A 21,737-nucleotide genomic window follows, 5' to 3' on the forward strand; every position below is an offset into this window, starting at 1 on the left:
TGAAAAATTTCCAAATATATAAAAATTCAAATTCAAAAGTTCTATTTTTTGCTGATTTAAAAGGAATTTGCAAATGTTCACTAGAAAATAATTCCAAAGGAAAGGGGGTAAATGATATGATAGTTTAATAGATTGATATAAAAAAATGAAATTAATTCGAATTAATTTCATAGATAAATATAATCAATCCTTAAACTTTCAAAGAATTGGTTAAGTTTTTTTACTATTAAATAGTTAAAAGGGGCGCAACAATGAAGAAAAAAAATTATCTAGCTTTACCTGTTTCGACTATGCTGTTATTTTCTAGTATTTATGCTGGAACTGTTCAGGCTTCTTCACTAACGGGTTCAAATTCGGTAGTGGCGAATCAGGTAAACTCTGGGAAAAGTCTTAGAAAAAGTCAAATGAAGGAAGTAACGAGCGCGAGCAATAAAGTAGTACATGCTAAAAAGTCTGAATCTGCAATCGAATCAAAATTAAGAGAAAAGTTAAAAAATAACCAATCTCAAATCAATCATAATTACCAAACAGGCGAAGTAATTGTTAAATATAAAAAGCATGTGACTTCGGCTGCAATCTCGACATTTCAGAAAAAATATTCATTAAAATCATCAAAGAAATTCAAGTCTTTAAATGCAGAAGTAGTTAAAATACCATCTGGCGAAAGTACGAGTGAATACATAACTAAACTAAAAAAGGATCAGAACGTAGAATCTGTCCAACCTAACTATAAATATTTTGCTTCTGACATAAATAGTGCTCCAAACTATTATGATCAATTATGGGGCCTTGATAATAAAGGTCAAACAATAAATGGAAGCACTGGTGTAGAACATATGGACGTAGATGCACCAGAAGGCTGGAAGAAATATAGTGCAAAGCTATCTGAAGTTGTTGTTGGTGTTATCGATACAGGTGTAGATATAAACCATCCGGATTTAGCTGGTAAAATTTGGACAAATAAAAAGGAAATTCCTAATAATGGGATAGACGATGACCATAACGGATATATAGATGACGTTCATGGTTGGGATTTTTATAACGATGATAACACTGTATATGATGCACTTGATGGAGACGAGCATGGTACACATGTATCCGGAACAATTGCTGCTGCATTAGAAGGAGCAAGTACAGATGATAACAAAGGTGTAGTCGGTGTTGCTCCAAACGTAAAAATATTACCTTTAAAATTCATTGGTCCTTTTGGTGGTTCATCTGCTGATGCGATCGAAGCAATTGAATATGCAAAAAATATGGGTGTAAAAATTACGAATAACAGTTGGACTGGTTATGATTACGATCCATTACTTCAAGAAGCAATTGAGAATTCTAATAGTTTATTCGTAGCTGCCGCTGGTAATGACGGAATGGATGTCGAAGAAGGTGGAGCATATCCTGCAGGGTTTGAAAGTTCAAATATTTTATCAGTAGCTGCAGTTGATAACAAAGGCAAATTAGCAGATTTTTCGAATTATGGTGCTGATTCAGTTGATGTAGCTGCACCTGGAGTTGATGTTTTAAGTTCAGTTCCTAAATATCCACTTGATGAAATTACAAAAGCATTGAAAATTGTTCAAGCAGGAGCATCAGCTCAAACTACTGGTGATAATTACAAAGCGATCTTTGATGGTATTGGGTATGAAAAAATATCTGATTCACAAAGACAAGGTGCATTTAACAACGCCTTAAATTATTTAGATTTAACGGATACGAATAAGAAAATTTTACTTGTACAAGATGATGAAAATGATATGAGTCAATTCTTCTCAGATGACCCAGAACTTTCAAAAATCTTTAAAAACTATTTACCAACCTATCAAACTCTATTATCAAAATATAATTCTGTAAAAACAGTTACAATTAACTCGGATGAGTCAATTTCTGATTATATGAGCGCAAGCGACTTATCATCGTATGATGCTGTAGTTTGGTTTACAGGAAATGCTGTTGGATTTATGTCAGATGAAGGTACTACTTTAACAAAAACAGATACTGATCTGTTAAAAGGTTATTTAACTAATGGTGGTAAATTATTATTATCTGGTGTTAACTCATTATCAGGGCAAGAGAAGTCTTCACTAGTAAAAGATATGTTACATTTAGATGTATACTCTGATATGGGACCTAGTTTGAATGTAGAAGGTTTAACTGATGGAATCTATAAAGATACAAAATTTGATGTAAATAAATTTGATTTCCCGTACTATATGGCTGATTTTGTACAATCAAATGATCCAAAAACAATCGTCAATTCAAAATATGTTTCAGATTATTCACAAGCATATGATTATTATAGCGGGACATCAATGGCAACTCCTCATACAACTGGTGCAGCTGCTATTTTATTAGGATTAAATCCAAACATGGCTCCGGAGATGCTTAAGTTATACACTAGTGCAAAAGGTAAGAAACTTGATTCCTTAAAAGGTCTTGTAGGCACGGAAAACCTTATAAAAACATCAAATCTAGATAAATTTGATGATAATGAAACACCAGGAGTTCCGTTAGATAAAAGTGTATTAAATGGTAGTTTAAATTCAAAAACTGATAAAAATGATGTATATGCAGTAGCATTAAAAGAAGGACAAGGTATTAATTTCACTTTAAACGGTCAAGCAGGAAGCGATTTCGATTTGTATGTGTATGGTGAAAAAACACCTACTGTAAATAATAAAAATGGCATGGTTGCTTACTCAGAAAATCAAAAAACATCGAATGAAACAATTAACTTTGTAGCACCTGAAACAGGTATTTACTTCGTGAATGTGTACGACTACAGTGGTTCAGGAAAATATAAGCTTTATACTGGTAATTTCGGTGGAACGTATGGTGTTGAATCTAGTGCAATCACTTACAATGGAGGATGGATGCCTTCATTTAATTCAAAAAAACCAAACGAAATGGCTGCAATGATTAATTCAGTTGGTGATGCTAGTTTTTCATTTGTAGGATATAGCGTTGAATGGCAAGGCTTCAAAGATTCATCTCAAGGTATTGCTGATGTTTATATTGACGGTAAAAAGGTTGCTTCACCTTCACTTTATTCGAGTACATTAAAGTCTAATCAAAGTCTATTGAAATATAATTTTACGAATTACGGTACACACTCAATTAAAATTGTTTGGACTGGTAAAAGTGACCCAGCTGCTAGAAAATCTGCTTCAGGGATCAATTTTAATAAATTTATTGTTAAAAGTAACCCTGTTTCATTAAAGTCTTCTTATGATACTTCTAAGAAAAGTCCAGTTATTTCATGGACAGCAACGAAATTAGCTGAATCATATAGCATTTACCGTAAAGAATCTAAACAAACTGATTATGTACAATTAAATAAAACACCTATTACTACAACATCTTTTGCGGATACGACTGCAGTACCAGGAAAATCTTATAACTATGTAGTAGTAATCAACACACCTGATAAAACAGAGTCACCTTTCTCATCTGCTATAACTTATGTTTTTGATGATGATATTAAAGGTAGTCTACCATTAACAGGTTCAGCAAAAGGAACATTAAACAGAGATGCAAAAGATTTAAACGACGTATGGTCTAAAACACTAGAAAAAGGCAAAACATATGAAATTGCCTTAACTGGTCCTACTAACACTAACTTTAATCTTTCATTATTCGATATTGGTACTACAACAATTTATGGTAAAAAAGCACTGAAAACATCAACAAGTTCAGCTTCTTCTGAAAAAATTGTATTTAAACCATCTAAAACTGGAAAATATTTTATCGTTCCTACTACATTAAAAGGATCAGGACAATATAGTATTTCTGTTTCGGTTCAAACAACGAAATCAGTAGAAAACACAGATAAAAATGTTAAATATTCTGGAACTTGGAATAAACTAAAATATACACATGCTTCTGGTGGAACGATTAATGAAACAAAAGGATCTAAAGGATCTCTTCAATACAATTTCACTGGAACAGGAGTTACAGTATATGCTTTAAAAGATAAAAATATGGGTAAAGCTGACATCTATATTGACGGTAAAAAAGTAAAACAAATTGATCTTTACTCATCAAGCCGCAAATATAAAGTAAATGTATTTAATACTCAAAGTCTATCAAATAAAGCACACACGATTAAAATAGTTGCTACTGGAACAAAATCTCGTGCTGCAACAAATAAATTAATAAATGTTGATTCATTTAAAGTTACACAATATTCGATCGTTAAATAATAAAGGTTTCGATTGATGCAGAAAAATCCTGATTCACCCTTTTTAGGGTAACAGGATTTTTTTGTTTGCTTTTATTCCTATATATAAATTTACTTTTTTAAAGGAAAATAAATGTTGGAGGTTTTGATGGAATTTTCCGAATAATATAGACGTTTTATAAATGAATTTGGTAAAATTAAGCAAAAATAGGTTGCTCATTCGTTGGCTAGTCTTTTAAAAAAAGTGAATTTCACAATACATACTTAATACGCTAACCTATTGAAAATAGTATGGTACTAACTGTCACTTTTTCAAGTGAAGAGTATGATTCAAATGATTTAACTGAAGACGAAAAAGACTTCCTATTAGGAAGAAACAAAAGATTAATGAAAACAATCAACGAACTTTTTGGAGGTGTTTCTGTATTACTAGGTATATTAACTTAAATGATGCTAAAAAAGAATTTAAGAAAGATTTCTATCCAAAAGTTGAAAAAGATATAGGTCAAAAAGGACTTGCTGATTTTAATGGTAAAACTGAAAAAGGCATTGTTGTCCTTCGTCGAAAAGCAGAGTATGGAACACCAGATCAAATGAAAGCATATTAATTTAAAATTTAAAGGTATTTTTGAAAATAGTATTGATATTTGAATAAAAAAAAGAAAGTTTGGTCCAACCAAGCTTTCTTTTTTTATCTTATTAAATTTAAAATTACTGTTTGAACGAAATCTTTAAAATACACATCCAATATTTAACCGAGTTTTTCCGCCAACTCTAAAATAATTCCCTCTGGACCACGAACATAGCATAACTTATAGCTTTCCTCGTATTGCTCGATCTCACTAAAGATTTCCGTTCCCCTAACTTTTAATTTTGCAATAATAGCTTCAAGGTCTTCAACAGCAAAGCAAATATGTCGTATACCCAGCGTATTTGCAAATGGTTGCTGATGGTCACTTTCATCTGATGGTGTAACAAATTTGACTAGCTCGATCCATGTCTGCCCACCTGGCATGCCCAATCCTACACATGCCGTTTTAACATCTTTAAGCCCAACTATTCTGTCCAGCTGTTCTCCTTCCAATTCCCATTCCGCGTGCACTTCAAGTCCTAAATCTAGAAAAAACGCTTTGGCCCCTGAAAGGTCATTTACGTTTATACTCACATGATCTATACGATTAACCTTCATATTCATACCTCCTAGTTCTTGTTATTTCCATACTTGTATTTGTATAAGGTTTGTTTGAAATTCTAATTCGCTTAAACTAGAAAATATCCTTCTTTAACAAACCCATTTACTTGAATAATAAAATAGCTATATTCATTCATTACCCATTAATTTTATAAGCTTCGATTCTGTGTTCGTATTTTCAACAGGTGTATAGACACTGCATCTTAGATCAACATTTCCTTGCACTTGTAATGAAGTTAAGTTAAATTGCATTTTCCCTGTTTTTGCATGTCTAAATTCAATTAAGACTTCAGGTGCAGAACTTACTTCGCTTTCATTCCATAGCTCATGAAACTCAGGATAGTTTTCCTCCATTTCACTAATAAATGATGTATACCAGCGATCTCCTACATATTGACCATAATATGTACGGAAAATTGATAAAAATCCTTTTACAAAATGCACCCAATTCACTGCTAAAGTTTTAAACTCTTTTCTAGAAAAAAGGAGCTCAATAAGATTGCGTTTTTCTGGTTCAATTTGAGAAAAATCTAGGAAAACGTGGGCCGCTGCTTGATTCCATCCAACAATATGGCATCTTCGATCTGAAATAATGATTGGGCAATATCGTAGTTCTTGGACTATTTTTTTTAGCGCTGGACTAATAATCGTTTCCTCTTCACCTGAATATGAACGCTTTTCCACTTCTGGTAGGGCAAGTGCATAAAAATAATTGCGTTCATCTTTATTTAATTGCAAAGCATCTGAAATGGCGTCTAATACAGAAGTAGAGACTTTTATATCTCGTCCTTGTTCTAGCCACGTATACCAAGTAGTACTCACTCCAGCGATTTGAGCAACTTCTTCTCTTCGTAGCCCTGGAGTTCTTCTACGAGTACCTAGTGGAAGGCCAACCATTTGCGGACTAAGTTTAGAACGCTGTGTTTTTAAAAACTCTGATAGTGCTTGAAGTCGGGTCTCTGGTTTCATATTCAAACTCCTTTCTAAATCGTAGTATAAATTATACTAGGATAAACTACAACTTGTAATAGGATAAATACGCGTTAAAATAAAGAAAAACACTTGGAGGCATTAGTATGAAAAGAATTGTAATTACTGGTATGGGTGTTATTTCACCTTTAGGCAATGATGTTGATACGGTATGGAATAACCTATTAAAAGGTCAATCTGGTGTCAGTACAATTGACACGATTGATGTGTCAAATATTAAAACAAAAGTAGCAGGTATTGTCCGTGATTTTGATGCAGAAGAACGATGGGGGAGAAAAGAAGCTAGAAAATTAGATCGTTTTTGTCAATTTGCTTTAGCAGCTGCAGAACAAGCACTGGAAAACTCACAAATTCAACTTGATAAAATTGATCTCGAACGATTAGGTGTTTATGTAGGTTCAGGTATTGGAGGAATTAATACTTTTATTGAGAATGTGAATCTTTTAAATGAACGTGGACCAAGTCGAGTAAGCCCAAGCCTAGTACCAATGATTATCTCAAATGCAGCTGCAGCTCAAATTAGTATTCGTTTGGGAGCATTAGGACCATCTTTATCTCCTGTAACAGCTTGCTCAATAGGAAATTCGTCAATCGGTGAAGCCTTTAATACAATTCGTAACGGGGAAGCTGACGTGATATTTGCGGGTGGTACTGAAGCAGCTATATCACAATTATCCTTAGCTAGTTTTGGTAACGCAAAAGCTTTATCGACGAATACAGATCCCACTATAGCTAGCAGACCATTTGACGCACAAAGAGATGGATTTGTAATGAGTGAAGGTGCTGGATTATTAGTATTGGAATCTTTAGAGCACGCATTACAAAGAAATGCAACAATTTTATGTGAGGTAATTGGATATGGAGCAAGTTCGGATGCGTATCATATGGTAGCAACCCACCCAGAAGGGCGCGGGGCTTATATTGCGATGAGAAACGCATTGAATCGAGCAAATATTACGATTGAAGATGTGGATGTGATCAGTGCACATGCTACAAGCACACCATTAGGCGATGTTTCAGAAACACTTGCTATTAAAAAGCTGTTTGGCGAACAAGCTAAGCAAATTCCAATCACCGCTAATAAATCAATGCTCGGCCATATGCTTGGTGCAGCAGGTGGGGTAGAAGCAATTGCTTTAGTGAAAAGTTTACAAGAAGGTATAATACCTCCAACGATAAATTTAACACATCCTGATTCAGAATGTGATCTAGACTATGTATCAGAAGGAGCAAGAAAGAAAAATTTGACGATTGGTATCTCCAATTCATTTGGATTTGGTGGACACAATTCAGCAATTGTATTGAAAAAGTATGAATAATACATTGTAAATGATAAAAAAAAGCCTTTTTTTATAAAGGCTTTTTATTTTGGATTTAATCTCATTCACATTATTATTTAAGATAATTTTTTAATTTAACCTATTATATAGAATTTTGTTCTAATATATTTTTTAGCGTTTTTAATCGGTCAGAAAATGTGTTTTTTCCAATCATTTTTGATCGTATTTCAGTTGTGATTTTGTCCCTATAAGAAGAATCATTAGTAAATTTATGAATTAAATGGATACAATTTTCCTCATCAGAATAGCGAAATAAACTTTCTATTTCCTCATCGACAAAGGGATCTATTTTGTCATTAATCAACTGAAACCCTCCGCTTAAAGCAATATCAAAAAATCGATTATTTACACTACGATTGGTTACATTAAATCTATTTTTATTTAACAAAAAAGTAGACTCTCTATGAGGGTTTAAAATGATTTTTGCTCGATTGTACCAATAATTAACGATATTTGGAGGAATCCAATTCGTAACAAATCGAATGTTTTTCTTATTTTGAATTGAAATATTCAAGTATTTTCTCCAATTCTTTCCGATTAGGACTATTGAATAATTTGTTGAATCAATGATTGCTTGCACTAATTTAATTCTACTTGGATAAGGATAACCTATTAATAACAAATCGATATCTTTATTTCGATTAATCGGCTTAAAAATATTCTCGTTTGTTGCTAAAGGGAGATAATGAATCTGCTTATTTCCAAGTTTAGAATAAAATTCACAAGATGACTGATCAATGGAAAGAATACAATCTGCATATGGTAGCAAATCATAACTAACATCAATATAGAAAGGATCTTCTGTAAACCATAGAATAAGAGGGATTTTCATCTCATTTATCAATTTTAGTAAATGGATTGGTTTTGAATTACCAATCATCATAAATATATAGGTTGGTTTAATAGTTAAAATCAAATTCTTTAACATTGTCTGATTCGTACTTATTGGAATACTGATTAGATCAATTTGTTCGGAAACTACTTCTTTTAGCCATAAATCAAAATAAGAATAGATGCCCTTATAAACTGACTGAAAATATAAAACTTTCATCTACTAATGATATCTAATAGATTCTATTTTTGATGCAATCAAAGCTACGACGACTTCCTCACTCGGAGAAAGTGAGCTAAATTCTTTCAATGTTATAATATTTGTCAGCGCGTTAAATGTAACGAATTGCGCTGGTCCAATAGTGTCTCCCGAGTCTGTTGTGATAATAATAACTTGTCCTGCTATAAGATTTTCAACTAAGTGTTGGAAACTGTTCAAATTTTACCCACCTTTTTATAAATTTTCAATTCAAAACTAATATATGAAAAGATTTAAAAAAGTTACTTGTTTTTATGTATTCGTTGAAAATTAGTAGATTTAACTAAAATTTTGTTAAAAAGCGTAAAAGGTATAGCTTTAATTACTAGTTTTGATATGAAATATAGTAAATTAGTCACGCGATTAGTCTACCAATCGTTCTATTTTTTACGATAATTCTACTAAACTTGTTTAATATAGTTTTCTTTCCTATTACATTTAATAAGGCAGTTCATATTGTATAGAGAATGTTAAAAAAAGGAGGGGATGTTTTGACAAAAGTTTCAATCATAATGACTAGTTTTAATAAACCAGAATATATTTCAAAATCAATTCAGTCGATACTAAATCAAACTTTTACTGATTTTGAACTACTATTAATGGATGATAATTCAAGCGAGGAAACATTAAATAAGATCAGGCCGTTTCTATGTGATCAGCGAATTAGATTTTTTCAAAGTAATATAAAAACTATGAAACAAAGAGTAGAAAAGGTTCGATATGCGGATTTAATAAATCAAGCCTTAACGTTCGCAAAAGGTGAATATATCTCATATGCGACTGACGATAATTGCTATCGAAAAAACCGATTAGAAAAAATGGTCCACTATTTAGAGAATCACCCTAAGGTAATGATTGCCTACTCAGCTTCATTAGTAAATATTTTAAATGAAAATAAAGAAATAATTAATACAAAATTAAGAGCAACTCATGGTATTGTTTCGGTAGCATCATGCCAAATTGATCATTGTTCTATTATGCATAGGAAATCAATTCTACCTATCATATATAAAAAGTTTGGTTCTTATTGGGATGTCGATCCAACATTTTATCGAATTGGGGATGCTCGATTTTTTTGGCGACTAAATCATTTTTGGGATTTTTATCCAATTGCGGAAATATTAGATGATAATTTTATTACTGAACAATCAATTCATTTTCAATTGGCACAAAAGGAACAAAATGAGTTTATTAAACTGTTGCCAGAGCAGAGAACATGTAAAGAATTAAGAGAAGATATAAGACTTAAGAAAAAAAATGGAGGAATAAGATGAGTCATTATCTCTCAAATTATTGGTTACTTTATAGTGAATTTATCAACCAATTTAAAGCTTTGACATATAGAGATATACCAATAGCAATCATGACCAATTTTTATCAACAAATCGATGAAGAACTTAAATTATGTATGGTGAAAAAAGATTTTCAAACACAATTAAAGCATGCAACGTTAAAAGACACTACTGATATTCAACCTTTTTTTGCTAATCTAATTCCTAAAATGACGAAATCGAATAAAAATGTTGAAAATGGAAAAGTGTTAATTAACCTAGACTATCTTAGAATTACGGGTAAAAAAATAAACGAATGTTTCAATAAAGAAAAAACCGTCATCCTATCCCGCTCAAAAAATCCTACCTACTCAGATCTCCCAAATTTATTTATAGGAAACTTTAAAATCGATACAACCGAATCCTCAAAAAAAATAATCGAAACTGCTTACGAACTATTTAATAGATTGAAAGAACATCCAGCATTTGGTAATGCATTTTTTAAAAACACATTTTTACAAAGAATTCCTTTAATTGTTGATGCGATTGAGACAGTATTTAATCTATACGAACAGAACGCTATATCTACAACGATCGTTGGAACGACAGAGGATATGGTTAGTCGCTCTCTTGGAATTGTTGGGTTAATGAACGGTATTCCTAGCATCTGTCTTCAACATGGAATCCTAATGGGTGAAGAAGCATTCATGCCAGTGTTTACTAGCAAAGTCGCCGTTTATGGTGAATATGAGAAGAGATGGTATATAGAACGTGGACTTGAATCAAAAAGAATTGCAACAATTGGTCATCCTAGATATGATGACATTTTTAACTATCCAAAAGTTAGTAAAAATGAATTTCTTAAAAAATATAATCTAGATGAAAATAAAACAACAATCTTAATTGCAACTGGTCCAAATACAAATTCGAATCAGTTTAAAAAAATGATTGATTTACTTGTGAATAATAAAACTTTCCAACTATTGATAAAGCCACATCCGTGGGAGCTAGCAAAAAATAGAGTTAAGTTATATGTAGATTTAATGAGACAATATAAGTCTGTTCAAGTAGTTACAGATCGTAGTGCTAATACGCATGAATTAATAGCCAATTCTGATATCACAATTGCATCGTTATCTACTGTCGCTTTAGAAAGTTGCTTATTCAATAAACCTACTTTTGTTTATTACTTTGTCATAAGTAATCGGCACTATGAATACTTCGAACGATTAGGTAAATACACTCAACATGACCCAGAAGAATTAGTAAAGACACTATCCACTTACTGTTATAATTCTGAGGAAAAACAAAATTATGAAAATGTAAAAAATAACTTTCTAGCAGATTCCTATCATGTGAAAAATTCTGGCAAAGAACTTTTTAACTTAGTTTGCGAATTAGCAAGAGGTGAAAACTAATGTTTTTTAAGAATAAAAAAATTTTAGTAATCGGTGGTACAGGTACGATTGGTAAAAGTATCGTAAAGGAACTTTTAAATGAAGAGCCAGATGTGATTAGAATATTTAGTAGAGATGAATATAAACAATTTAATTTAAAAATTGAATTTAATCATGATGCAAGATTAAGATTTTTAATAGGCGATATTCGTAATTATGAACGTTTAGTAAGTGCAATGGAAGATATTGATTATGTATTCCATACAGCTGCGATGAAGCATGTTGAATTTTGTGAATATAATCCATTTGAAGCTGTCTTAACGAATGTAATCGGCACATACAATGTCATCTCTGCTGCAAAAAATCAAAATGTTAAAAAAGTCGTTTTTACAAGTACCGATAAAGCTATTTCACCAACGAATAATTATGGCGCAACAAAATTAACTGCTGAAAAGCTCATCTCTTCAGCGGAATATTCTAAGGGGTCAAAACACACAATTTTTTCAAGTGTTCGATTTGGCAATGTAATTGGCTCGCGAGGTTCAGTCATTCCATTGTTTATAAACCAAGTAAAAGAGAAAAAAATCGTGACTGTAACTGATTTAAATATGACGAGATTTATGATGACATTAGAACAAGCTACAAAACTAACAATTGAATCACTGAAAATTGCTCAAGGTGGCGAAACATTTATCTTAAAAATGCCAGTCATTAATTTAAAAGATTTAGCTGAAACAGTTATTGAAGAAACGTCTATAAAATATGGCATCGAACCTTCTGATGTAAAAATGATCGAAATTGGTTTAAAACCTGGTGAAAAAAAATATGAGGAATTAATGACTTACGAAGAATCACTCGTCTCGTTTGAATTGCCAGATTTATATATTATCCCTTCATTTTTTTCAGCAAATAAAACTTATATAGGAGCTAAGAAGACAAAACCAGGAACATATAGCTCAGCAGGTGAAATCCCTATAAATAAAGCTCAAGTAAGAGAAATAATACGAAAAGAAAATCTGATCTAAGGAGGAGTTTAATGAACGTATTAGTGACTGGTGGAACTGGGTTTATCGGAAGATGGGTAGTTGGAAAATTACTAAAAGATGGCCAAAAAGTATGGATTGTCGATAATTTATCTAATTCATCTATTGAAAATGTCAATGAATTTATTGGGAATGAGAATCTCAAAGGGTTAAGAATTATCGATTTAAAAGATCGACAATCAATTCAGGACCTGTTTAGTAGTATAAAATTCGATATTTGCTATCACTTAGGAGCAAGTATTAATGTGCAAGATAGTATTGATGATCCAGAAACAACTTTTAAAAATGATACACTTGCAACTTTTTATTTATTGGAAGAATGTCGGAATTATCATGTGAAATTAGTATTTATGAGCACTTGTATGGTATATGAGAAAGCCTACAGTGATGATGGAATCAATGAGAAATCACCAACTAAACCCGCTTCACCTTATGCAGGCTCTAAAATTGCTGCAGAAAATATGGTATTATCATACTTTTTTTCCTATGGTTTACCAGTAGTTGTATTAAGACCTTTTAATACGTATGGACCATTTCAAAGAACCGGTGGTGAAGGTGGCGTCGTTTCCATTTTTATTCATAATAAATTAAAAGGATTACCAATTAATATATATGGCGATGGGACTCAGACTAGAGACTTACTTTATGTAGAAGACTGTGCTGATTTCGTTGTAGAAGCAGGATATAATAATCTATTAAACGGAGAAATTATTAACGCTGGGTCTGGAAAAGATATTTCAATTAATGATTTAGCGACTAAAATTTCAAAAAAACAAGTTCCTATTTACCACATTCCTCATATTCATCCTCAAAGCGAAATTCCAAAACTATTATGTAATTTTCAAAAAGCCGAAAAAATTATGCTATGGAAACCAAAAATAACTATTGATGAAGGTCTACAAAAAACAGAAGAATGGATCAAAAAAACGATTGCAAATGTGAGTGATTCATCGAATGGATAAAGAGAAATTAGCTATTTATGGTGGACAACCTGTGCGCGATCATTTCTTACCTTATGGGAAACAAGTCATAAATGAAGACGACATTCATTCAGTTATAAAAGTATTAAGTAGTGATTTTATTACAACAGGTCCGACGCTTGAACGGTTTGAAAGAGAGATTGCCGAGTATACAGGTGCTAAATATGCTGTGGCATTTTCAAGTGGAACCGCTGCTTTACATGGGGCTTGTTTCGCAGCAGGAATTGGTAAGGGTGATGAGGTTATCACAACACCAATGACATTCGCTGCAACTTCAAATTGTGTCTTATATCAAGGGGGTATTCCTGTATTTGTTGATATTGATCCAAAAACCTATAATATAAACCCTTCACAAATCAAAGAGAAGATAACTAAAAAGACAAAAGCAATTATTCCTGTTCATTTTACAGGACAACCAGCGGCTCTTGAGGAACTTTTGGAAATTGCAAAAGAGAATAATCTTATTATGATTGAAGATGCAGCGCATGCTTTAGGAGCTAAATATAAAAATAAGAAAATTGGGTCAATCGGTGACATGACGATGTTTAGTTTTCATCCAGTTAAGCACATCACAACCGGAGAAGGCGGAATGATTACAACTAACAATGAAGATTACTATCAAAAATTAATTCAATTTAGATCTCATGGTATTGTGCGAGCTAAACATTTATTGAAAGAAAATCATGGTCCGTGGTATTACGAGATGCACTCACTAGGCTTTAATTATCGAATGACAGATATTCAAGCATCACTTGGCATATCCCAATTAAAGAAACTAGATTCATTTATTGCTAGACGAAAACAAATTAGTCGTTTTTATACGCATGAATTAGCATCACTTAAAGATCTAACATTACCTTACCAAGATAAAAACGGGGACTCAAGTTGGCATTTGTATATAATAAAACTTAAATCTCGTAATCTCAATGCCAATCGCAAATTTATTTTTGAAGCATTACAAAAAGAAAATATTGGAGTAAACGTTCATTATGTACCCGTTTATTACCATCCTTATTACGAAAGTTTAGGCTATAAAAAAGGTAGTTGTCCAGTGACGGAATCTTGCTATGAAGAGTTCATTACATTGCCATTACATGCAGGAATGAGTGATCAAGACGCCAAAGACGTTGTAAATGCTGTAAAAAAAGTTTTAAATTATTTTTCGAAAAGTAGATTGTAAGGAACGATCAATCTCTATTTAAATGGGAGTGTGAAAATGAAAGTTGTCGCAATTATTCAAGCACGAATGGGTTCTACAAGATTACCTGGTAAAGTACTGTTAAAAGTATTGAATAAACCTTTATTAGCTTATCAAATAGAACGGGTCAAAAGAGCAAAGCTAATTGACGAAATCGTAGTAGCAACCACTACAAACGAAATAGATCAAAAAATCGTGGATTTTTGTGAGTTCATGTCTCTATCTTACTACCGGGGGTCAGAGGATGATGTTTTATCCAGATATTTTGAAGCAGCATCTTTGTACAATGCAGATTTAATCGTTCGAATCACTTCTGATTGTCCTTTAATCGATCCAACTATTATCGACACGGTTATCAATGAATTCAAATTAAATATGCATCATATTGACTATGTTTCAAATACTGTTCAAAGGAGTTTCCCTATTGGGATGGACATTGAAGTGATGTCTTTTTCTTTAATAAAGACAATTAATCAGTTACAACTACCTGAATCATATCGAGAACATGTTACCCCCTTTATATACCGCTCACAAAAATATTCCATTAAACAAATCGTTCAAAATGTAAATAAAAGTCATATTCGACTTACCGTTGATACTCCTGAAGATTTTAAGTTGATCAGTACGATTATCGAGGAAATCTATTCAACTAATCCTTTCTTCACATTACTGGACCTATACGATTTATTCGAAAGAAAGCCTGAATTATTAACGATTAATCACCATATTATACAAAAGCAAATAGAGGAATTTAATGGACAATAAAACGATTTTTTTTCGAGTTGATGCTTCTTATGAAATCGGAACTGGTCATGTTATGCGCTGCTTGACTCTTGCTAATTTATTTTCAAAATATGGGATTAATATTGTGTTTATTTGTCGAGATTTACAAGGTAATTTAAATTATTTGATTAAAGAACATGGTTATAAATTGTATACTCTACCAAATGGAGCTAGTAATCAAAATTTCCCTCAAAAACTAGAAAATCCTTATGAAGCCTGGTTGTCAGTTGATTGGAAGACAGATCTACTACAAACAGTAAACGTTATGAAGAATAATCCATCAAGGTCGTGTTTCATTATTGACCACTATTCGATTGATTCCAAATGGGAAGAATTACTGTATCAGCTAGTCGGAAAAGAAATAATCGTAATAGATGATTTAGCAAATCGAAGTCATTTTTGTCATATTCTTTTAGATCAGAATCTTTCTAACAATAGTGAGCGGTATCACGATTTAGTACCATCAAACTGTGTGAAATTCATAGGCTCGCCATATGTCATACTACGCAAAGAATTCATGGATGAAAAAATAAATTTACGAAATAGAAACGGGAATATAAAAAGAATTCTTGTTTTTTTTGGCGGCAGTGATCCTACTAATGAAACACTTAAAACATTAAACGTATTAATAAAATCTATCTATTCACACATCCACATTGATATTGTTGTTGGAAATAGTAATAAAAATAAGGAAGCTATTAAATTACTTTGTAAAGACAAAGCAAATATTCATTTACATTGTCAAATTAGTCATATGGCTAAATTAATGAATTTGGCTGATCTTTCCATCGGTGCAGGTGGGACAACTACATGGGAAAGATGTTATTTAGGTTTGCCTACATTAACAATCGCTACGGCTGATAATCAAGTCGATATTATAAATTTAGTAAACGAAACTGGTGCAATCTACCATTTAGGTAAAAGTACAGTAGTAACTTCAGAACTAATTGAGAAAAAACTGAATTTATTAATGGAGAATCCTTTAAACGTATTAAAGATGTCTCAAAACGCTTATAAATTAATGGGAGAAAATCGCTTAAATAGTTTTATAGAGAAAGTTGTTGAATGTTTAAATGATACAAATTGAGGATTTTAAACTAAGTAATTTAGAACAGAAAGATTTAAATCTTATTTTAGCGTGGAGAAATTCCGATCGAATCAGATCTGTTATGAACTCTGATGAAACGATTACTATCGAACAGCATACGAATTGGTTTCATTCTTTAAAAGATGACAAAACGAAAATCGCAAATCTTTGTTTATATAAGAATAAACCAATTGGATTTATTCAATTTACAAATTTAAATAAATTACACAGAACTTGTGAGTGGGGCTTTTATATTGGAGAAAAGACTGCACCACGTGGTTCTGGGACGGTTTTGGGGATATTAGCATTGGATTATCTTTATAATGAGTTAAACATGAGGAAAGTAAGTGCGTATGTACTTGGATTTAATTTGATTAGTTTAAATTATCATAAAAAATTAGGATTTATTGAAGAAGGTAGGCTTGAAAAACAGATTCTTAAAAACAATCAATTTGAAGATTTAATTATTTTTGGACTATTTAAAGAAAGATGGCAACAATATTGTGCATTTTTAAAAAAGGAGGTTATTAAAGACTTTGAATGAAATTTTAATTGGGAATAAAAAAATCGGAGAAAATCATCCGCCGTTTATTATTGCAGAAATGTCAGGTAATCATAATAAATCACTTGAACGAGCCTTACAGATTGTAGAGGCTGCCGCTAAATCAGGTGCACATGCGTTTAAAATACAAACGTATTTGCCTGACACAATGACTTTAAACATTCGTAAAAATGAATTTATCGTAAATCCGGCAAATCAGCTTTGGAAAGGAAAATCTTTATACGAATTATACGAAGAAGCATATACCCCGTGGGAATGGCATGAACCAATTTTTAAACGATGTAAAGAATTAGGCATGATTCCTTTTAGTACTCCGTTTGACGAAACCTCAATAGAATTTTTAGAAACACTCGAAGTTCCTTGCTATAAAATTGCTTCATTTGAAAATATTGATCTTCCGCTTTTAAAAAAGGTCGCATCAAAAGGAAAACCCATTATTATCTCTACTGGCATGGCAACAATTTCAGAGATTAGTGACATGGTAGAAACTATTAGAGGAGCGGGCTGTAAAGAGATTATATTATTAAAATGCACTAGCAGCTATCCAGCTACACCAGAGCATTCCAATATTCGAACCATACCTTATTTAAAAGATTTATTTCAATGCCAAGTAGGATTATCAGATCATACGTTGGACAACGGTGTTGCTGTAGCTAGTGTTGCGCTTGGAAGTACAGTAATTGAAAAGCACTTCACATTAGATCGATCAGATGGAGGTGTGGATGCAGCTTTCTCATTAGAACCAGATGAATTTGCAAATCTAGTTACTGAAACTAATTCAGCATGGAAATCATTAGGGTCTATCTTTATTGGACCTACAGATGAAGAGAAAAAATCAATGCAATTTAGAAGATCAATCTATATTTCTGAACAGATTAATGCTGGAGAAGCATTAACGAAAGAAAATATAAAGATTATTCGTCCAGGCTATGGACTTGCACCGAAATATTTAGAGTTAATCTTAGGGAAAAAAGTTAATAGAGCAATCGAAAAAGGTACTGCCCTATGTTGGGACATGCTTATGGAAGGAGACTCGGAAGAATAAAACTATTAAAAGTGATTAAAAACTATTTTTTAAACTTGAGAGATACTAATCTAATCAAAATATTAATCAATCAATATAATAGATTGAGAGGTAAAGGAGGGGGATGGATTAAATTGGGATCAAATGAAGAATTTAGTAGACCTAGAAGTATTTGTGAGTTTTTATCTACTCTACCACCACAATATCCTATTAATGAAATTATAGTAGATGGCGTATCAGAAAGCGTAAATTTCTTTATTACTTTCGATTCTTCCACAAATCTAGCGTATTTTTCTAGTGTAAGTGGAGGACTAGTTATTGTAGATTGTAGAAGAATCTCACAAGTAGGAGTTCCGGGAGCTTAATACTTTTCACATTGAACCTTGCTTGAAAAAGCAAGGTTTTTATATTAATAGAAAATACATAAATACAATTGAACGAAATGATAATCTCAATATTTAACGTCCCATAACTATTTTGATGAATAAATTAAAACCTATAAATTCTTAAGTAAGGAAAAAAAGAGTTAGCTGAGGGAAACGTTGGAAAATACTTGTTAAATTAAATAATTATATCGCAAATAGGTTCTCAAAATTAATTTCTTTTTAATAAAATATAATTATATTATTGACAGTAAATTGTATACGTATTATGATTATCTCAGATTCAAGATACTTAGATTCGAAATACTTCGCGGAGGTGAAATAGTTGGAGAGAAAATGCCAAAATCAATCTTTTTTACTTTTAATGCAATCATCTAAAGCAATACACGATCGAATAAAGAAAGAACTGGCAAAAATCAATATAAGTATTACAGAATTTTCGGTGTTAGAGGTACTTTATCAAAGAGGGAAACAAACAATCCAACAAATTGGAAATTCAATACTGGTATCAAGTGGTTCTATGACGTATATTATTGATAAGCTTGAGCAAAGAGGTTTATTAATTAGAAGTGACTGTCCAGATGACCGTCGAATGATCCATGTTACATTAACTGTTGATGGAAATGGTTTAATGGATGAAATCATGCCGAAATACGATGTAATTGTTAATCAAATGTTTGAATTATTAAGTTCTGACGAGGCAGAGCTTTTAGTTAAGCTTCTAACAAAAGTAAAGAATAATGTGTAATCGTTCATTTTTTTTAATAAATTATCTCGAATTAAAGATAAATAACTATTAGGAGGATTTTAAGATGATAAATATTGGTTTATTAATTATACGTTTGGTAATCGGTTTACTGTTTGTAGGTCATGGTGCGCAAAAATTATTTGGTTGGTTTGGTGGCCATGGGTTGAAAGGTACTGGTGGATGGTTTGATTCGATTGGTATGAAGCCAGGAGTAACGATAGCACTTTTCGCAGGATTAGCAGAACTTATTGGTGGTATTTTGTTTACTTTAGGACTATTAACTCCACTTGCAGGAATTTTGATTGCAGGTACTATGGTAATGGCGATTATTAAAGTTCATGGGCCGAACGGTTTATGGGCAACATCTAATGGATATGAATACAACTTAACTTTGCTTGCAGTTGCGATTGGTGTAGCTTTAATAGGTCCTGGTAAATATGCATTAGATACAATTTTATTCTAATAACTTATGAATCAAGTTTTAAAACAGTGAAATAATTGTTCCAAAAATATCAACAAATTAATTGAGCTAATCGAGATTTATTCGATTAGCTTTATTCTTTTTCTTAGGCTAGACATAAAAATGAACTTTTTGGTAAGTACATAATTTTTTTGTCGTTAACTAAAACTTTAAACGATACATAAACATTGACTATATTTATGCCATTCAAAGTTCTTTTTTAAACTAGTTTTCACCGTAATAGTTTATACATAAGTTTAATAAAGTACGTACAAGACAATATTCCATAATTACTTTCATGAATTAGATGGGGAAATATTTTTTTTATTTGTTAAATACAAACTAGGAGGCATAAAATTGGATTTTCGAATTGAAAAAGATTCAATAGGTGAGATAAAAGTTCCTGTAGATAAACTTTGGGGTGCACAAACACAGCGTAGTTTTGAAAACTTTAAAATTGGTTCAGAGAAAATGCCTATTCAATTAATTTACTCTTTAGCACTAATTAAAAAAAGTGCTGCGATTGTAAATAAAAAACTAGATAAATTAGATCATGAAAAAGCAGACGCTATCATAGTAGCTGTGGATGAAATTGTAACAGGCAAATATGACGATCATTTTCCACTTGTAGTTTGGCAAACTGGTAGTGGTACACAAACAAATATGAATGTAAATGAAGTAATCGCTCACCGTGGGAATCAACTCTTAGTAGAGAGAGGAAGCAATAAGCAAATTCATCCAAATGACGATGTTAATATGTCACAAAGTTCAAATGATACGTTCCCAACAGCAATGCATATTGCCAGTACTGTTTCAATTAATGACCAATTATTACCCGCAATAAGTTGCTTGAAAAATACACTAAATGAAAAGGTAAGTAAATTTAATAATATTATTAAAATCGGGCGAACGCACTTACAAGATGCGACACCAATAACCCTAGGTCAAGAAATAAGTGGATGGCATCGTATGCTTGAAAAAAGTGAACAAATGATAGTAGAAAGTATGAAATTTATTGCTGAGTTAGCAATTGGTGGGACAGCGGTAGGTACAGGTATCAATACTCATCCTAAATTTGCTAAATTGATGGCAGAGGAAATAAGTTCATTAACTGGTTATCAGTTTATTTCTGCTGAAAATAAATTCCAAGCTCTAACAAGTCATGACGAAATCGTTTTTACTCATGGCGCTTTAAAATCATTGGCTGCAGATTTAATGAAAATTGCGAATGATGTCCGCTGGATGGCAAGTGGACCTAGAAGTGGGATCGGTGAAATAACGATTCCATCAAACGAACCAGGAAGCTCAATCATGCCAGGAAAAGTAAATCCAACTCAATCTGAAGCACTCACTATGGCTGTAACACAAATTATTGGAAATGACATGACAATTGGCTTTGCCGCTAGTCAAGGGAACTTTGAATTGAATGTATTTAAACCCGTCATCATTTATAATTTTTTACAATCAGTTCGACTACTTTCAGACGCAATGAATTCATTTAATGATCATTGTGCAAAAGGCATCGAAGCAAATATAGAAGTGATTGAACAAAATCTTAATCGATCACTTATGCTAGTAACAGCATTAAACCCTCATATCGGTTATGAAAAAGCGGCAACAATTGCAAAATTAGCATATAAAGAAGGTACTACACTTAAGGAATCAGCTTTAAAAACAGGTTATTTATCAGAAGAAGAGTTCGATCGAATTGTTAGACCTGAAAATATGATTTAGTCTAAAAGTTAACAGTTGTAACGGACGAACTAACTAATTCAATAAAGGCTTCCAATTTTCCAGTGAAATTGGGAGCTTTTTTTTTAGCTTTGATATTGATACAAAGTATGTTTAGAAGTCTGTATTAGAAAATTACCTGAAAATAAATAAATTGAAAACTTTTTTTGTATATAAATTGGTATGAACGAAAAAATTAAGTAGGAGATATAATGGAAATTCTAGCCAGACTAGATTGAATTCTCATTTTTAGTTCTTTTAAAGTAATAAATGTATTAATT

General features: G+C 32.0%; 20 protein-coding genes. 16 read left to right on the forward strand and 4 right to left on the reverse strand.

What is annotated here, in order from left to right:
* Positions 1 to 251: 251 nt before the first annotated feature.
* Both CN692_RS06335 and CN692_RS26050 read left to right on the forward strand, forming a co-directional pair.
* Positions 252 to 4,199 carry a S8 family serine peptidase gene (locus CN692_RS06335; RefSeq protein ID WP_098118309.1) on the forward strand — a complete coding sequence of 1,316 codons (3,948 nt, stop codon included), beginning with the start codon at positions 252 to 254 and terminating at the stop codon, positions 4,197 to 4,199.
* 269 nt (positions 4,200 to 4,468) lie between these two features.
* Complete coding sequence (locus CN692_RS26050; protein ID WP_179874377.1) at positions 4,469 to 4,624, forward strand: hypothetical protein; 156 nt, start codon at positions 4,469 to 4,471, stop codon at positions 4,622 to 4,624.
* A 304-nt stretch (positions 4,625 to 4,928) separates the two neighbouring features.
* On the opposite strand, the gene CN692_RS06340 is transcribed toward CN692_RS26050, so the two are convergent.
* Together CN692_RS06340 and CN692_RS06345 are read right to left on the reverse strand one after the other, a co-directional pair.
* Positions 4,929 to 5,366: a VOC family protein gene (locus CN692_RS06340; RefSeq protein ID WP_098118310.1), complete on the reverse strand. Its 438-nt coding sequence runs from the start codon at positions 5,364 to 5,366 to the stop codon at positions 4,929 to 4,931.
* A gap of 132 nt (positions 5,367 to 5,498) precedes the next feature.
* Positions 5,499 to 6,338 carry a helix-turn-helix transcriptional regulator gene (locus tag CN692_RS06345; RefSeq protein ID WP_098118311.1) on the reverse strand — a complete coding sequence of 280 codons (840 nt, stop codon included), beginning with the start codon at positions 6,336 to 6,338 and terminating at the stop codon, positions 5,499 to 5,501.
* Between the two features lie 107 nt (positions 6,339 to 6,445).
* Here CN692_RS06345 and fabF point away from each other — a divergent pair, with 107 nt between their 5' ends.
* Entirely contained in the window at positions 6,446 to 7,678 is a 1,233-nt protein-coding gene (gene fabF / locus CN692_RS06350) for a beta-ketoacyl-ACP synthase II (RefSeq protein ID WP_098118312.1), read from the forward strand.
* A gap of 103 nt (positions 7,679 to 7,781) precedes the next feature.
* On the opposite strand, the gene CN692_RS06355 is transcribed toward fabF, so the two are convergent.
* Positions 7,782 to 8,750 carry a CgeB family protein gene (locus tag CN692_RS06355; RefSeq protein WP_098118313.1) on the reverse strand — a complete coding sequence of 323 codons (969 nt, stop codon included), beginning with the start codon at positions 8,748 to 8,750 and terminating at the stop codon, positions 7,782 to 7,784.
* 3 nt (positions 8,751 to 8,753) lie between these two features.
* Positions 8,754 to 8,969: a hypothetical protein gene (locus CN692_RS26055; RefSeq protein ID WP_098118314.1), complete on the reverse strand. Its 216-nt coding sequence runs from the start codon at positions 8,967 to 8,969 to the stop codon at positions 8,754 to 8,756.
* 311 nt (positions 8,970 to 9,280) lie between these two features.
* Here CN692_RS26055 and CN692_RS06365 point away from each other — a divergent pair, with 311 nt between their 5' ends.
* From CN692_RS06365 to fumC, 13 genes are all read left to right on the forward strand, one after another.
* Positions 9,281 to 10,063 carry a glycosyltransferase family A protein gene (locus CN692_RS06365; protein WP_098118315.1) on the forward strand — a complete coding sequence of 261 codons (783 nt, stop codon included), beginning with the start codon at positions 9,281 to 9,283 and terminating at the stop codon, positions 10,061 to 10,063.
* A complete protein-coding gene (locus CN692_RS06370) occupies positions 10,060 to 11,478 on the forward strand; it encodes a CDP-glycerol glycerophosphotransferase family protein (RefSeq protein ID WP_098118316.1) in 1,419 nt (472 codons plus the stop codon). Before CN692_RS06365 ends, CN692_RS06370 begins: the two co-directional genes overlap by 4 nt.
* Positions 11,478 to 12,482, forward strand: a complete 1,005-nt coding sequence (locus CN692_RS06375; protein ID WP_098118317.1) for an SDR family NAD(P)-dependent oxidoreductase — start codon at positions 11,478 to 11,480, stop codon at positions 12,480 to 12,482. Before CN692_RS06370 ends, CN692_RS06375 begins: the two co-directional genes overlap by 1 nt.
* 11 nt (positions 12,483 to 12,493) lie before the next feature.
* Positions 12,494 to 13,462 (forward strand): NAD-dependent epimerase/dehydratase family protein, encoded by a 969-nt coding sequence (locus tag CN692_RS06380; RefSeq protein WP_098118318.1) that lies wholly within the window; start codon positions 12,494 to 12,496, stop codon positions 13,460 to 13,462.
* Positions 13,455 to 14,660: a UDP-4-amino-4,6-dideoxy-N-acetyl-beta-L-altrosamine transaminase gene (pseC, locus tag CN692_RS06385; protein WP_098118319.1), complete on the forward strand. Its 1,206-nt coding sequence runs from the start codon at positions 13,455 to 13,457 to the stop codon at positions 14,658 to 14,660. The genes CN692_RS06380 and pseC overlap by 8 nt, the downstream gene beginning before the upstream one ends.
* Before the next feature lie 36 nt (positions 14,661 to 14,696).
* Complete coding sequence (locus CN692_RS06390; RefSeq protein ID WP_098118320.1) at positions 14,697 to 15,443, forward strand: cytidylyltransferase domain-containing protein; 747 nt, start codon at positions 14,697 to 14,699, stop codon at positions 15,441 to 15,443.
* A complete protein-coding gene (pseG, locus tag CN692_RS06395; RefSeq protein WP_098118321.1) occupies positions 15,433 to 16,548 on the forward strand; it encodes a UDP-2,4-diacetamido-2,4,6-trideoxy-beta-L-altropyranose hydrolase in 1,116 nt (371 codons plus the stop codon). The genes CN692_RS06390 and pseG overlap by 11 nt, the downstream gene beginning before the upstream one ends.
* On the forward strand, positions 16,535 to 17,092 hold the full coding sequence (gene pseH, locus CN692_RS06400; RefSeq protein ID WP_098118322.1) for a UDP-4-amino-4,6-dideoxy-N-acetyl-beta-L-altrosamine N-acetyltransferase: 558 nt from the start codon (positions 16,535 to 16,537) through the stop codon (positions 17,090 to 17,092). The genes pseG and pseH overlap by 14 nt, the downstream gene beginning before the upstream one ends.
* Positions 17,085 to 18,155, forward strand: coding sequence for a pseudaminic acid synthase (gene pseI / locus CN692_RS06405; protein WP_098118323.1), 1,071 nt, complete (start codon positions 17,085 to 17,087; stop codon positions 18,153 to 18,155). Before pseH ends, pseI begins: the two co-directional genes overlap by 8 nt.
* Positions 18,156 to 18,268: 113 nt before the next feature.
* Complete coding sequence (locus CN692_RS06410; protein WP_098118324.1) at positions 18,269 to 18,499, forward strand: hypothetical protein; 231 nt, start codon at positions 18,269 to 18,271, stop codon at positions 18,497 to 18,499.
* 343 nt (positions 18,500 to 18,842) lie between these two features.
* Positions 18,843 to 19,265 carry a MarR family winged helix-turn-helix transcriptional regulator gene (locus CN692_RS06415; RefSeq protein WP_098118325.1) on the forward strand — a complete coding sequence of 141 codons (423 nt, stop codon included), beginning with the start codon at positions 18,843 to 18,845 and terminating at the stop codon, positions 19,263 to 19,265.
* A 64-nt stretch (positions 19,266 to 19,329) separates the two neighbouring features.
* Positions 19,330 to 19,728 carry a DoxX family protein gene (locus tag CN692_RS06420; RefSeq protein WP_098118326.1) on the forward strand — a complete coding sequence of 133 codons (399 nt, stop codon included), beginning with the start codon at positions 19,330 to 19,332 and terminating at the stop codon, positions 19,726 to 19,728.
* A gap of 354 nt (positions 19,729 to 20,082) precedes the next feature.
* Positions 20,083 to 21,459, forward strand: coding sequence for a class II fumarate hydratase (gene fumC / locus CN692_RS06425; RefSeq protein WP_098118327.1), 1,377 nt, complete (start codon positions 20,083 to 20,085; stop codon positions 21,457 to 21,459).
* Positions 21,460 to 21,737 lie beyond the last annotated feature (278 nt).

The organism is Bacillus sp. AFS002410 (assembly GCF_002556365.1).
GTDB lineage: Bacteria > Bacillota > Bacilli > Bacillales > Bacillaceae_G > Gottfriedia.